Annotated in this window: 11 protein-coding genes; 5 read left to right on the top strand and 6 right to left on the bottom strand. The window is 59.7% G+C overall.

What is annotated here, in order from left to right; genetic code table 11:
- Nucleotides 1-318: 318 nt before the first annotated feature.
- A complete protein-coding gene (locus tag Q1A00_RS15415) occupies nt 319-966 on the bottom strand; it encodes a transposase (RefSeq protein WP_299757669.1) in 648 nt (215 codons plus the stop codon).
- Nucleotides 967-1,158: 192 nt separating this feature from the next.
- Here Q1A00_RS15415 and Q1A00_RS15410 point away from each other — a divergent pair, with 192 nt between their 5' ends.
- The 3 genes from Q1A00_RS15410 to Q1A00_RS15400 all read left to right on the top strand — a co-directional run bounded on the left by Q1A00_RS15410 (nt 1,159) and on the right by Q1A00_RS15400 (nt 5,764).
- Nucleotides 1,159-2,607 carry an isochorismate synthase MenF gene (locus Q1A00_RS15410; RefSeq protein WP_298408654.1) on the top strand — a complete coding sequence of 483 codons (1,449 nt, stop codon included), beginning with the start codon at nt 1,159-1,161 and terminating at the stop codon, nt 2,605-2,607.
- 158 nt (nt 2,608-2,765) lie between these two features.
- Nucleotides 2,766-4,538 (top strand): 2-succinyl-5-enolpyruvyl-6-hydroxy-3-cyclohexene-1-carboxylic-acid synthase, encoded by a 1,773-nt coding sequence (gene menD / locus Q1A00_RS15405; protein WP_299757665.1) that lies wholly within the window; start codon nt 2,766-2,768, stop codon nt 4,536-4,538.
- On the top strand, nt 4,535-5,764 hold the full coding sequence (locus Q1A00_RS15400; protein WP_298408660.1) for an aspartate aminotransferase family protein: 1,230 nt from the start codon (nt 4,535-4,537) through the stop codon (nt 5,762-5,764). Before menD ends, Q1A00_RS15400 begins: the two co-directional genes overlap by 4 nt.
- On the opposite strand, the gene Q1A00_RS15395 is transcribed toward Q1A00_RS15400, so the two are convergent.
- Complete coding sequence (locus tag Q1A00_RS15395) at nt 5,652-7,649, bottom strand: tRNA uridine-5-carboxymethylaminomethyl(34) synthesis enzyme MnmG (RefSeq protein ID WP_299757662.1); 1,998 nt, start codon at nt 7,647-7,649, stop codon at nt 5,652-5,654. The two genes, Q1A00_RS15400 and Q1A00_RS15395, sit on opposite strands and share 113 nt — an antisense overlap.
- Nucleotides 7,650-8,046: 397 nt before the next feature.
- Between Q1A00_RS15395 and Q1A00_RS15390 the strand changes: the two genes are divergently transcribed.
- Entirely contained in the window at nt 8,047-9,006 is a 960-nt protein-coding gene (locus Q1A00_RS15390) for a response regulator (RefSeq protein WP_298408664.1), read from the top strand.
- 106 nt (nt 9,007-9,112) lie between these two features.
- Here Q1A00_RS15390 and Q1A00_RS15385 read toward each other — a convergent pair whose 3' ends face one another.
- Nucleotides 9,113-9,652, bottom strand: a complete 540-nt coding sequence (locus Q1A00_RS15385) for a cob(I)yrinic acid a,c-diamide adenosyltransferase (RefSeq protein WP_298408668.1) — start codon at nt 9,650-9,652, stop codon at nt 9,113-9,115.
- A 192-nt stretch (nt 9,653-9,844) separates the two neighbouring features.
- Here Q1A00_RS15385 and Q1A00_RS15380 point away from each other — a divergent pair, with 192 nt between their 5' ends.
- Nucleotides 9,845-10,783, top strand: coding sequence for a cation diffusion facilitator family transporter (locus tag Q1A00_RS15380; RefSeq protein ID WP_366144882.1), 939 nt, complete (start codon nt 9,845-9,847; stop codon nt 10,781-10,783).
- A gap of 62 nt (nt 10,784-10,845) precedes the next feature.
- Here the strand turns inward: Q1A00_RS15380 and Q1A00_RS15375 are convergent, their stop codons facing one another.
- The 3 genes from Q1A00_RS15375 to Q1A00_RS15365 all read right to left on the bottom strand — a co-directional run bounded on the left by Q1A00_RS15375 (nt 10,846) and on the right by Q1A00_RS15365 (nt 13,931).
- A complete protein-coding gene (locus Q1A00_RS15375) occupies nt 10,846-12,717 on the bottom strand; it encodes a DUF5671 domain-containing protein (RefSeq protein ID WP_299757657.1) in 1,872 nt (623 codons plus the stop codon).
- On the bottom strand, nt 12,717-13,208 hold the full coding sequence (locus Q1A00_RS15370) for a hypothetical protein (protein WP_298408693.1): 492 nt from the start codon (nt 13,206-13,208) through the stop codon (nt 12,717-12,719). The genes Q1A00_RS15375 and Q1A00_RS15370 overlap by 1 nt, the downstream gene beginning before the upstream one ends.
- Before the next feature lie 114 nt (nt 13,209-13,322).
- Nucleotides 13,323-13,931, bottom strand: a complete 609-nt coding sequence (locus tag Q1A00_RS15365; protein ID WP_299757654.1) for a metal-binding protein — start codon at nt 13,929-13,931, stop codon at nt 13,323-13,325.
- Between the last annotated feature and the right edge of the window lie 265 nt (nt 13,932-14,196).

The raw sequence follows: 14,196 nt of genomic DNA, 5'->3' as shown, positions 1-14,196 counted from the left end.
GGTGTACGGGTAATCACGTTGTCCCCACGCACGTGGGGGTGAACCGTTCGATTCGCTGCCGGTGTACGGGTAATCACGTTGTCCCCACGCACGTGGGGGTGAACCGTCTAGGTCAATGCCCGCTTCCATCACCGTCGTCATTGTCCCCACGCACGTGGGGGTGAACCGGTAGATGTTGCGGTTTGGGTAATTAAACTCGGTTGTCCTGCGTACTTGGTCGCCTTCCCTCGCGGAAGGCGTGGATTGAAACACCGATACCCGACACCGCGCGGCGCACGTAGGGGGTCGCCTTCCCTCGCGGAAGGCGTGGATTGAAACTCACCACTCGCGCCACTCTTCTGCAATGTCGAACCGGTACGGCCATTCGCGCGGATCGGATACCAAGCCGGCATGTACCGGGTTGTGCTGGGTGTAGGTCAGCATGCGCTCAGCTTCACCCGCCCGGTAAATTGGGTATTCGTAGTGATCGAGGTGCCAAAAGGGGCCGCTGCGGTTGAGCACTTCATTCGCGAGCCGTCCGGTCTGGCCTTTGAAGCGCTTGATCAGCCGGGCAAGCGAGTATTGGTACATCGGTACCGCACTGCTGCGCTCAATGATTAAATGGACGTGGTTGGGCATGATGCAGTAGCCAAACATTCGGTAGTAGCGGCCATTGAATTCCGTTAATGCGTCACTGACGATTTGCGCAATTGCTGGCTCTATCAGCCATTGCGGGCCGCCCGCGATGCCCTGATCTAGCAGCATGTCGAGCCGCTCGAATTGATGTCGGACAAGCTGGTAGAGATGATGGAATTGCTCGGCGCCCGTGTATTGCGTGGTGATCGTGGCTTGCGTCCGGTTTTGTTCTTGTTTCAGTTGGAGCAACGCTTGCACCGGAATGCTATCGATCAGTGGGAAGGTGATGAAGGTGATGGTGGCCGGAGGAAATTGCGGCGGCGCGACGTAGTGTTTGAGTAGTTGTTGCATGATGGTAGCGACTTGTTTCGGGCGAATCTGTGATTACCGAATTTTAACGAATGTTGGCTATCTGGGCAAATCTGTAGGGTAAGAACGGCGTACTTGCGGTTTCCATTCGTGGCCGGAACCGTGTTACTATGTAGTGAGTCGAGGTGTAGGGTGCGCTGTTGCAGGGTGACTCAATATCATTTGTGAATTATTATGTCAAATTCATTAGTGGGTGTGCGGGTGACAACCGCTGCACTGCGGGAAGTGCCGCGGATGGAGGCGGCTGCCGAGATTGCGCGCCGGCGCGCGCGCGCCTTGGGTCGACCGGTGTTGGTTAGTGTGACGACCCAAGTTGGGCTGCGCGATCCGTTGGCCCTCTTTGCTCGCGGCGCTGGTGTGACCCATAATCGTTTGTTTTGGAGCGTGCCCGCCGCCGGGTTTGAGTTGACCGGTCTCGGCGCCGCGTGGAGTTTTACCCCGCCGCCTGAGGTTGATCGGTTTGCCGCGAGTGCGGCTGCATGGCGCCAGTTGGTGGCTGATGCAGTGATCGATGTTGATCCCGATGTGCCGGTGCAGGGGCCGGTGGCAATCGCCGGTTTTCGTTTCGACCCCGCGCAGCCGGCTAGCGAGTTGTGGCGTGATTATCCCCATGCGTTGTTGGTACTGCCGCGGTTGTTGATTGTTCGTCACGGTGATGTAACAACTCTCACCGTGAATGGTATGGTTGATGAGCGTAGCTCGACGCTCGCCCTTGGCGCTGCCGCCGCGCGTCGTTTGCAGGCCTTGATTGGATTGCCATGGCGTCCCCATCGCCCGCCTGCCGATTTGCAGGTCGATGTGTCGCTTGATCCCGCCGAATGGAAGGCGATTGTCGCCGATGCGATTACCGACCTCCGCACCGGTGCGCTAGAGAAGGTGGTGCTGGCCCGCGCTGTTCGTCTGCGCGGGGCCGAGCCGTTTGATACTGCGGCTACGCTCGATGTGCTGCGCCGCGATTATCCGCATACCTTTGTGTTTGCGGTTGCGCGTGGCGGGCGTACCTTTCTCGGCGCGTCACCCGAACGCTTGGTCGCTCTGCGCGATGGCCGGGTGTCCGCTTCGGCTTTGGCCGGTTCCGCTCCCCGCGGCAAGACTCCTGATGAAGACGCTGCGCTGGCCGCCGCTCTGTTGCAGAGCGCGAAGGACCGGGCTGAGCATGCATTTGTGGTGCAGATGATCCGCGCGGCGCTGGCTGAGTATTGTGACGATGTACAAGCGCCTGACACGCCTGAGATCATGCAGGTGCGGAATGTCCAGCATCTTTTTACACCGGTGACGGCATGGATCAGGCCCGGTTACGATATTTTCGATCTGGTTGGTCGGCTGCATCCCACTCCCGCCGTCGGCGGTAAACCCGGCCCGGCGGCGCTGGCATGGATCCGCTCCCGCGAGCGGCTCGATCGCGGTTGGTATGCTGCACCGGTCGGTTGGGTCGATGCCCGCGGCGATGGCGAGTTTGCTGTGGCGCTGCGTTCGGCGTTGATTGGCCGCCGCGAGGCGACCCTGTTTGCCGGCTGCGGCATTGTGGCTGCTTCTGAGCCGGAACGGGAGTTGGCTGAAACCCGCATCAAGCTGCGTGCGATGTTGGGAGCGTTGGGGGCAGGCGAGGAGATGATTGGTTAGCACGAGTGTCTCTTCCTGTCAGCCTAGCAGGTTCTCCCTCTCTGCCGGTATGGCACGATGAGGTGAGCGGGACGGAAAGATTGCCCTCTCCTCCCGTCAACTCATGACTTCCCCTCGCCCCGTCTGCCAAGGGGCGAGGGCTTAATGAAGGATAAACGATGAGCGATGCTGCAACCCATCTCTATGCGCTGACCCATTGGGTGGCGGCGATTGCCAATGGTCTGGCAGTGAGCGGGGTGCATGACGTGGTGGTCTGTCCCGGTTCGCGCAGCACGCCATTGGCGCTGGCCGTGGCGCGCCATCCGCACCTGCGGGTCTGGATGCATCTCGATGAGCGTTCCGCCGGTTTTTTTGCGCTGGGTATGGCCCGCTCCCGTAGCGCGCCGGTCGCGGTGCTCTGCACTTCCGGTACAGCAGTGGCGAATCTGTTGCCGGCAGTCGTTGAGGCCAATCTTGCCCGCGTGCCGCTGTTGTTGCTCACCGCTGATCGTCCGCCTGAACTGCGCGATAATGGCGCGCCGCAGACGATAGACCAGATAGGGATTTTTGGTCGGAATGTGCGCTGGTTTGTTGATTTGCCGACGCCGCAGATGTCGCTCGTGCCGTTTTTGCGTGCTACGCTCGGCAGAGCAATTGGGACAGCACGCAGCGCTCCCGCTGGGCCGGTTCATCTTAATCTGCCCTTCCGCGAGCCGTTGGTGCCTGACCGCGCACTGTTAGTGTCGTTGCTGGCGACACCGGCTACGCTGGTGCAGGTGGCGCCGGCACGCCGTATGCTCGGCGGGACTGAGCTGGCAACGCTGGCGACGAGCCTTGTTGAGTACCGGCGCGGGTTGATTATCGCTGGCCCCGATTGCCCGCCCGATCTTGGCTCGCTGGTGGTGACATTGGCCTATCGCTTGCGCTTCCCGATTTTGGCCGATCCGCTCTCTGGCGTGCGCTATGGGCCACACGTCGATGAGTTGGTACTCGGTGCGTATGATGCATTTCTGCGCGATGAGCGGTTTGCCGCTGCGTATGCCCCTGAAGTGGTGCTACGGTTCGGCGCGATGCCGACCAGCAAACCGGTGTTGCTTTATTTACAACGCCATCCGCAGGCGCGTCAGATCGTGATCGATGGCGGGGCCGGTTGGCGCGATCCAACTAGCCTCGCCGTCGAGCATCTGCCGGTGGACGAGCATTGGTTTTGCGTGGCGCTAGCCGATGCGCTGGCTTCTTCCCAACGCGAAGGGCCGACACTCTGGTTGCGCGCGTGGCTGACCGCCGAGCGGCTGGCTCGTGAGACGATGGCGGAGCATCTGTTGGCCCAGCCGGCAATCAGCGAGCCGGGGTTGTTTGCCCGGCTTGGCGAGTGGTTGCCTGCCGGCACGACACTGTTCGTCGGCAATTCGATGCCGGTGCGCGATTGCGATAGTTTTCTTGGCCCGCGTGCGCTGCCGCTGGCGGTGCTTGGGAATCGTGGCGCAAATGGGATTGATGGGTTGGTATCTACCGGTTTAGGGTTGGCAGCCGGCGGCGCGACACCGCTAGTAATGGTACTCGGCGATCTTTCCCTGCTACACGATACGAATGGGTTGATTGCGGCGCGGTTGCACCAGCTCAATGCCACTATTCTGCTGATCAACAATGATGGCGGCGGTATCTTCTCGTTTTTGCCCCAAGCGAGCGAGACCGACCAGTTTGAGTTGTTGTTCGGCACTCCGCATGGGATCGATTTTGCGCCGCTGGCCGCGCTGCACGGCGCTCGTTATACGCTGGCCACTGATTGGTCGGCGGCCCAAGCTGCCCTGCAAACGAGTTTAGCCGGCGGGCTGCATCTGATCGAGATTCGCACCCGCCGCGACCAGAATGTGGCCGATCATCGCGCAATTTGGCCTTTGGTCAGCGCCGCGCTTGAGCGGGCCGGGTTGGTGGAAAGGAGACCAGAGTGACGCATACCTTCGTGACAAATGCCGATATTATTGCCCAAGAGGCGCAGTATACCAGCGGTCTGTACCCCAAGCGCCCGCTGGCGATTGTGCGCGGCGAGGGTGCCCATCTGTACGACGCCGAAGGCCGGATGTACATTGATTGCGTGGGTGGGCAGGGTGCCGCCAACCTTGGCCATAACCACCCGGCGATTGTGGCCGCGATTCGCGAGCAGGCCGAACGGCTGATCAGTTGCCCGGAAATTTTCCCGAACGATGTGCGCGCGGCGTATCTCAGTGAATTAGCCGCAGCCTTGCCCTTTCCGTCCCGCCTCTTTTTCTGCAATAGCGGGGCTGAAGCGGTTGAAGCGGCGCTCAAGTTTGCTCGCTTGCTCACCGGGCGGCCCGGCATTATCGCGACCATGCGCGGGTTTCATGGCCGCACAATGGGAGCGCTGAGCGCAACGTGGGAGAGTAAGTATCGCGAGCCATTTTTGCCGCTGGTGCCGGAATTTAGCCACGTGCCTTACGGCAATCTCGATGCGCTCCGTGCTGCGGTTGGCCCGCAGACGGCGGCAGTGCTGGTTGAGCCGGTGCAAGGTGAAGGTGGCGTGCGGCCCGCTCCTGCCGGCTATCTTGAGGGCGTCGCTGAGATTTGTGCGGCTAATGGCGCGCTGTTGTTGGTTGATGAAGTGCAGACGGGGTTTGGCCGTACCGGCAAGTTGTTTGCGATTGAACACAGCGGGGTGACTCCCGATCTCCTGATTTTGGCCAAGAGTATCGCTGCTGGGGTGCCGATGGGCGCCGTCGCTATTCACGAGCGGTTTGGCCCCTTGCCGCCGGGAACGCACGGTTCGACCTTTGGCGGCAACCCGCTGGCTTGTGCCGCCGCTCGTGCCGCCCTGCGCGTCTATCGCGAAGAGCGCATCCCTGAGCAGGCGGCGGCCAAGGGTGCGTGGTTGCTTCAGGCGTTGCGCGCTCTTAATCTGCCTGCCGTGCGCGAGGTGCGCGGCTTGGGGTTACTGGTCGGTCTCGAACTCAAGAGCCGTTCGCAACCAGTGATTGCCGCCCTGCTCGATCACGGCGTGCTGGCCTTGCCCGCCGGCCCCAACGTGTTGCGTCTGTTGCCGCCTCTGATCATCGAACAGGCTGATCTGGAGCGGGTGGTGACGGCAATTGCGACGGTGTTGCAGGCACCGCCATCCGCCGTTCCAGCGCAAACAACACAATCGCCACATCAGCCGGATTGATGCCCGCTAACCGCCCGGCCTGCCCCAACGTCGCCGGGCGGAACTTCATCAATACCTGCCGCGCTTCGTTGCGCAATCCCGGCAGCGCCGCGTAGTCGAAATCGGGCGGAATGCGCCGGTGCTCCATCTTCTGCATGCGTGCCACTTCCCGCTCTTGGCGGGCGATGTAGCCGCTATATTTGCAAGCAATCTCAAGCTGCTCGACTACTGCTGGCGTTAGCTCTGGCAAATCAGGAATAGCGGTGCGGAGCTGTTCGTAGCGCACTTCAGGCCGGGCCAGCACTTCGGCCACCGTCGCCGGTTGGCTCAGTGGCTTGATGCCCTGCTCTGCCAATGCTGCGTTGATTGCCGCCGCTGGAAACATCCGCCGCTCGCGCGCTTGCTGCACGGCCTGCTCAATCTGCGCGCGCCGCGCTTCAACCACCGCTGCCCGCTCGCCATCGATCAATCCTAGCCGGTAGGCAAGCGGCGTTAAGCGCAGATCGGCATTGTCGCCGCGCAAGAGCAGCCGGTATTCCGCCCGTGAAGTAAACATACGGTACGGCTCGCGAATCTCTTTGGTGGTCAGATCGTCGATCAAGACGCCGATGTACGCCTCGGCCCGGCCCAAAATCACCGGCGGTTTGCCCTGCACGTAGTGCGCAGCATTGATGCCGGCCATCAACCCTTGTGCCGCCGCCTCTTCGTAGCCGGTCGTGCCGTTGATCTGCCCGGCAAAGAACAGCCCGCGTAACCGTCGTGTCTGCATATCGGCGGTAATCTCGCCGGTCGCAACCGCGTCGTATTCGATGGCATAGCCGATCCGCATCAGCTCGACGTGGCGCAACGCTGGGATCGAGCGCAGCATCGCCCACTGCACATCTTCAGGCAGCGAGGTGTTGCACCCTTGCACATACACCTCAGCCGTCGTCCAGCCTTCCGGTTCGAGAAAGAGGCTGTGGCGCTCTTTGTCGGCAAAGCGCACGATCTTGTCTTCGATGCTGGGGCAGTAGCGCGGCCCCACTCCCTCAATGATGCCGCTGAAGAGCGGGGCGCGATGCAGGTTGTCGCGGATGATGGAGTGGAACTCTGGCGTCGTATGCACTTGGTAGCAGGGCAACTGTGGGCGCCAGCCATCGAGTTGTGGATGCGGATAGACCGGCGCCGGCGGGCCGTGATAGTCTGGCGGCGGTATCGTTTCACCCAATTCGGCGTAGTAGTGGCCGAACGCCAGCGGCTTGTCGCTGCCCGGCTGCAATTCGGTCAACGAGAAGTCGATGGTCGCTGCCGCCAAGCGCGGAGGCGTACCTGTCTTAAGTCGCACCAGTGGAAAGCCGAGCGCGGCAAGATCTTCGCTTAGCGTCATCGCCGGCGCTTCGCCAGCCCGCCCCGCCCCCCACATAGCCTCGCCGGTGATGGCCCGTCCACGCAAAAAGGTACCGGTAGTCAAGATCACTGCTGGCGCGAGGTACCGCCAGCCAGTATGAGTCGTCACGGTAAAACATTGCGTATCAGCATTCGGCGGCGCAACCCGTTCCACCATCGCTTGGCGCAGATCAAGGTTCGGCACGCGCTCGAGCGCCTCTTTCATCAACCGGGCATAGAGTCGCTTATCACATTGCGCCCGCAATGATTGCACCGCTGGCCCTTTACTCTCGTTTAACAAGCGGATCTGGATGGCGCTGCGGTCGGCGATACGGCCCATCAAGCCGCCCATCGCATCAATTTCTCGCACCAGATGACCCTTTGCCGGCCCGCCAATGCTCGGATTGCACGACATATGGGCCAGCTTGTCGAGATCAATCGTCAACAACAGCGTCCGGCACCCCAGCCGGGCCGCTGCATAGGCCGCCTCGCAACCGGCGTGGCCGGCCCCAACCACTATCACATCGTATCGTGTCTGCATGTTGGTGTATATGTCTGAATGGTACCATTAATGATGTGTGTTCACGTCTTTGAACGCTTGATCTCTCTCGCTTATCTGCGCAACTGCCCCGCTGGGGGCGGGAGGTGTCTTTTCCCGCCCTCGGAGGGGGCGGGCTGGGGTGGAGGCTTCAGCTCCCGCGCCGCGAGGCAGGAGCAGATAAGGACTTTTCACCCCTGCTCCCTGTTGTCGTTGCGAACCGAGCGGAGCGAGGCGAAGCCATCTCCCACGACGTGGCCAAGCATCCCTCAAATGACACCTATCACCATTTTCATTTTTCGTGGCGATTCCCATCCACCACGGCAGTGAATAAGCGAGCATGGTATAATACCGCAGCGCGCGACAGGAATTGCGCGCGGCACTACCTGACGATACCATTATGCGCACTATTCTCATTATAGACGATGATGTCGCCTTTACGGCGAAACTTAAAGAACAACTGAGCGAAGCCGGCTATCGTGTGCTGAATAGCAGCATCATTGCCCAAGCTGAACGCGAATGTGCCCGCGAGCATCCCGATCTGGTATTGCTCGAGGTGCGTACCGAGCGTGGTGCTGGCTGGGAGGCGCTGCCCCGCCTGACGGCATTACAACCGGTGATTGTGCTCAGTAGCGCCGGGTTGGAAGAAGATGTCATGCGCGGGTTTGCCGCTGGCGCTGCCGATTATGTCACGAAGCCTTACCGCACCGGTGAGTTGTTGGCCCGTATTCAAGCCCGCATGTTGCCGGAAGCGCCAGTCATTGCGCCAGCCAAACCATCCGTAAGCGCCGCCATTGTCGAGGAGCTTCCTGCAATGCCAAGCAAGCGTCGCCCTGCCGAGGAAGAGCCTGAGCCGGTCTTTATGAGCGAGGCCGAGGAACTGGCACTGCTGCGCAATACTGAGACCACGCCGATCCGCCAGTTGACCGAGAGCGAAGAGCAGGCCAGCTTTGGTCATCGTTTGCGCGCCGAGCGCCAGCGCCGCCATCTGACGCTGGTGCAAATTGAAAACGATATCAAGGTGCGCATGTACTACTTGCAGGCGATCGAAGATGAGCATTGGTCGCTCTTGCCGCGTGGCCCGGCGGCACTGCGCATGATGCGCGCCTATGCGAGCTATTTCGGTATCGACTCAGCGGCTGCCGAGGCCGAATATCGCTCTCGCTACCAAGTTGACGATAAAGGGCCGTCGTTTTCATTTACCGTCGGTAACGTCAACACGCGCATTACCCGCCGCGCTCCGCCCCGCTGGCTGATTGTCACGCTCGCGATTGTGCTGGCGCTCGCGGTTGCCGGCGGCACAATTTACTATTTCGACCCGGCGTTTTTCAACCAACTGCTGGGAACGTTATCTTCATAATACGGCGTGCGGCAGTGAGACTGCCGCACCGGAATCCGTCTTCACTATGGCGTGCAGTAGTCTCACTGCTGCATTCCAAACCGCCAACCTGCTCTCTCACCCGCCGCTACGATTTCTGCCACGGCACATCAGCCACACCGGCCCGTGCATTGGCAATACGCGCCGCAACAAACAGAAAATCTGACAACCGGTTGAGGTACGGCACCAGCTCAGGATTGATCGCTTCTTCAGCGGCTAACGAGACCACTACCCGCTCGGCGCGCCGGCAGATGGTGCGGGCCAAATGTAAATACGCCGCAGCAGCAGTGCCGCCGGGCAGAATAAACTGCTTGAGCGGCGCTAATTCGGCCTCCATCGCATCGATCTGCGCTTCGAGGAAAGCCGTCATCTCAGCCGTTACCCGTGGGATATAGGGCGAGTCCTCTGGTGCAGCCAGATCCGATCCCACCACAAACAGTTGGTTTTGCACTACCGCTAGCGCCGCATCGAGTGCTGGATCAACTCCGGATGCCCGCACCACACCAATCGCCGAATTGCATTCATCGGCAGTGCCATAAGCTTCGACCCGCAGCACATCTTTCCGTACTCGTGGGCCGCCAAACAGAGCTGTTTCACCATTATCGCCAGTGCGCGTGTAAATCTTCATGTGACGGCGCTCCTTGCCAGAAACCTCTATGCTTTATGCTCGCTATTCGTAGTATACACGAGAAGCAATCGCCACATTTCGTGATCGCAAAATTGTCTGATCACGCCGACCAAAGAATCGGCTGCGATCTTGCCAAAACCGTATTGTTCCGGCTATCCTTGCAAGTGATGGGAAATACAGAGGAGTATGAACGTGAGCGAGCGATACACCCTTACCCGTTATGCTTGGCTTTCGATTGCCGCCGCTGTAGCGACGATCAGTCTCAAGCTGGTTGCGTACTGGCTGACCGATTCGATCGGCTTGCTGGCCGATGCGCTTGAGTCGCTGGTGAATCTCGCCGCCGCAGTAATGGCGCTCTGGATGCTGACTATCGCCGCCCGTCCCGCCGACCATGATCATGCTTATGGTCATGGCAAAGCCGAATATTTCGCCGGGGTGATCGAAGGAGGACTGATTATTATCGCTGCCGGCGGGATTGGTTGGGCAGCGTTCCAGCGCCTGTTTGCGCCACAGCCGCTCGACCATACTGTCGCTGGTTTAGCGGTAGCCGGTATCGCTACGTTGATTAACGGTACAGTGGCGATGGTGTTGCTCCGCGCTGGCCGCAAACACGACTCGCTCACCCTTGAGGCCGATGGCCAACATTTAATGACTGATGTGTGGACGTCAATAGCAGTGGTGGCCGGGATCGGTTTGGTGGCGCTCACCGGCTGGTATATCCTCGATCCGTTGATTGCGCTAGCGGTAGCGGTGAACATTACCATGACCGGCATCCAACTAGTGCGCCGGGCAGTGCTGGGATTGATGGATACTGCGCTGCCTGATGACGAGTTAGCGGCTATTCAGACCGCGCTTGCTGATCTCGATGAATATGGCTGTGATTATCACGCCTTGCGCACTCGCCAATCCGGCGCGCGCCGCTTTATCTCGTTCCACCTGCTCGTGCCCGACACGTGGAGCATTCAGCAGGCGCACACGGTAGCCGAACAGGTCGAGGCCGCCGTGCGCGCTGCGGTCCCTAACAGCACGGTGTTTACGCACCTCGAACCACGCAACGATCCGGCGGCGCTAGCCGATATTGCACTCGATCGGGCGAATGAAGCAGAACCCACCGATGCGGTCGTCCGGTAACCCCTTGGCGGGTCGCATCCTGTGAGGCTGCAAATCGTCCCTAGTGGATGTGCAATAGGTATTTACCTAAACGTAAATAATGCCACCTGTACTAGCCCAACCATCACGAAAATAACCGTAATGATCGCGATAATTCCCCCTATCACCACTCCTGCCCCAACCCCACGCTGTGGCCGTAACGGTTCGCCGGCGAGCGTCTGCCGTACCGCTTGCGCAAGCTGCACTGGAATATTCGCCACCACTGCCGGCTCAATCCCAACCCATGCCCAATTCATATTAGCCAAGGGTATTAGCAGCTTTCGTGCCGGATAGCGATCGAGCCGGTTAGAATCGCCGCTTGGTTCCCACACGCCAACGATCAGATCGGCGCTGGCCAGTTGTGTTTCGGCTTCAGACCCAACACCGGCAATAGTAAGCGCCAGTTGCGGGAACTGCTGGCGCAACACGCTGGCGATCTGCTCGGCTAATGCGCCCTCAGCCAACACCGCTACTCGCACTTGCGCTTGCCGGCTCAATTCAGCCGCTTCGCGCATCCGCGTGTCGGTGCGCAATACTAACCCATGTGTGACCAGTACGCCAATAGCTATCAGACTATATGCAATCGCCTGCGCCAGATCGACTAGCAAGTTGCCGCTGAATGGCTCCCCCAGCGCAATGCTGATCAACCGGAAGAGTATGTAGATCAAGGCGGAGAGGAGGGTGAGCGAAGCGATAAATAAAAAACCAAAGAGGTAGATCCGCCGCACTAGCGAGCTTCGTTCGGCGACGCTTATCTCGCCGGGTGTGGCTGCCGCGCGCTGAACTTGCCGCCAGCATACCACCCAGATCGGCAAGCCCACAACCAGAATCGCACCGAACCACGCTAACGGTTCACGCAGATCGGTGATCGCGTCAGCGCTGGCAAGCCCGCGAATAATGACGCTGAGCAGACCGCCAAGCCCGACCAGAGCTGCCACTTGGCCAATCGCAGCGACCAAATACCACGCCAGCCGCCGCACCCCCGCCTGCTGCGGCCCTTCAGCAATCGCCGTTGCATCGGTTTGGATGACGGAAGCGTGGTAGAGCGCAACCACCGTTAAGACGATCATCGGCGCCAGTACGTCGATGAGGTTGCCTTCGACCCGCAGGCCTAACATACTACGGAACACTCCAGCTAACAAGAAAGTGGCGTTTATCACTGCTGTGATGGAAGCGACGACAATTACCAGATAGAGGTAGAACTTGCGAAACGCCGAGCCGCGCTCGTCTTCACCGGCGCTGGCAAAGAGACGCTGCGCCCGCCACCAGTGGCCTAACCAGACGATGAGACCGATAAACACGTTGAGAATGGCGCTGATGAAGAGTTGGACGACAGTGGTACCACTCGCTGAGCCGAAAATCAGCCGGATCAGATCCTTTACGCCATTCGTCCAAATCACCAAGCCGGCCCCGGCAGCAAAGAGCAAGTAAACCCGCCGCACCAGTGCCCCCGCACCAGCCAGCGGTACTTGATGGGCATCATTGCGCGCTACTACGCTGTGATAGGTAAAAAGCGACCCTAACACCAGCGAGGCTATCACACCGTACCAGATGTGCGCTTGTGGATCGGTGCGGTCCACGCCGGCAAGCAATCCGAATACAGTGTCGAGCAAATCATAGACACTGCCAGTCAATGGGATCAAAAACGCTGCCAGATTGCCATACAAGTAAAGCTTGCGCACTGCTGACGCACGCTCGTCGAGATCACGCCGCGCTAGCCGCTCGCCCCATAGCCAATGGATCAGCCAGAGTGGTAAACAGATCGCGAGCGCCGCTAGTTGAAAAGCAGTTGTGCTGATCGAGGCTTGGATAGGTGCTAACCAGACGCCGTACAGCAGCCAGATCAGCGACCATGCAAATCCTTGTAAGCCGATTGTGGCACTGATGTAGAGATACCATCGCCGTACGACTGCCATCAGCAGCCCTCCTTCTGTTCCCAGCACCACATCCAGATCCGCCAGCCGGAACTGCTGGTCAGTTGCCAGCCGGCAGCCGTTTGCTCTAGCTCCATCGTAAAGTTGTTGCTTGATTGTGAGCTGCCAAGTAGACCACCGCGATAAACATTCGTTTCCTGTACCGTCACGGTAGCCCGATTTCCGTTGATTTCGGTATTGATGATCGCGTAGCTCGTGTCGCTATCAGAAACGCCGAACCGCCGCAATTGCTCGCGCATCTCTTGCGCGCTGAGCGGATAGCCGGGCAGTGTTGGCGCGAGATAGCCATAAGCGCGATCGTAGTCGCCGCGTTGCACCGCTAGGATGTAGTTGAACACCACGTCTTCCGGCCCGTTGCCGGCCCGGTATTCTGGCGCGGGGCGCGTAAACACAATCACGACCGCGATCGTCGCCAAGACCACGGTGCCGCCAACAATGCCCAGCAAAAAGCGGTCAACCGATTGCAGGCGCATAACTTGTACCTTTCTTTATCACGCGACGCTCTTTGCGCCACAACCTCAAACAAGGCGCAATGCCTTACTCTCTTTTTCCTATCTTAAATAAGACGTATTCAACAGCCAAACAGTTCACCGCCGCTGCCGTTCGTGGCGTGGCAGCCATTGATCGTGGTTGCGATAGCGCCGTCGCAATCGCCGGCCATACCCTCCCAGCAGCCAATTGCCTTTCGTCACCAGCCAGTCGGCGATCGTGTGTGCGGCGCTACCGGTGCAGAAACCGATAATGAAGGCCCAAGCCTCAGTGGGATGCGCTGTCACCAATTCCTGCACCCACGCGGCTAATTCGCGATGATAGGCGAGCGTCGTGAGGCCGAGTTGCCCTAGCAGCCAGACGACGATCAGCAGCAACCCGTACACGACCGCCGCGAAATAGCCGAGCCGCAATAGTGGCGAAATGACCAGACTATGGCTCCAGAAGGCGCGGTGCGGGATCAACCACATATAGGGCCGCCAGACCCAGAAAAAGATCCCCCAGCGATTGTCAATCGCCGAGTCGATGTCGAGGTCAGGCGAGAACATGATCCCCGAAAGCAGATGCGCGCCGCCCAACCACAGACTACACACGAGGGCAGCGTTCGGATCGAGCTGCCTGTGTTCGAGGTAAGCGTGATATGCGAGCGGCGTGAGCGCTGCGCAGCTAAGGACAGTGATGAGATCATGAGTACGAGCAGCAGGCATAGTCTAGCTCTTTAGAACTTCTAAACAATAGGATTCCGACGCCCTAAGCCACCACTCTCTTATCTCGTAACCTTAAAACAGCTCGGCTTTTTTGGGTTACTTTCTGCTATAATAGCACTTGTGTTCGCTCTATGGCGGAGGTTTGCATGGAATCGTCCCCCATTGCCGCCTTGCCCGGCCAACCGCCGGGGCCGCGCCTCGCCTTTGCCGGTGATCGCCAACGCCTCGACGAGATCGCCGAGACACTGGCGGCGTTGGCGAATGC

It is taken from the genome of uncultured Chloroflexus sp. (genome assembly GCF_938091255.1).
In the GTDB taxonomy this organism is placed as follows: Bacteria; Chloroflexota; Chloroflexia; order Chloroflexales; family Chloroflexaceae; genus Chloroflexus.
The sequence above is the reverse complement of the archived record's forward strand: the minus strand, read 5'-3'. Positions and strand labels throughout refer to the sequence as shown.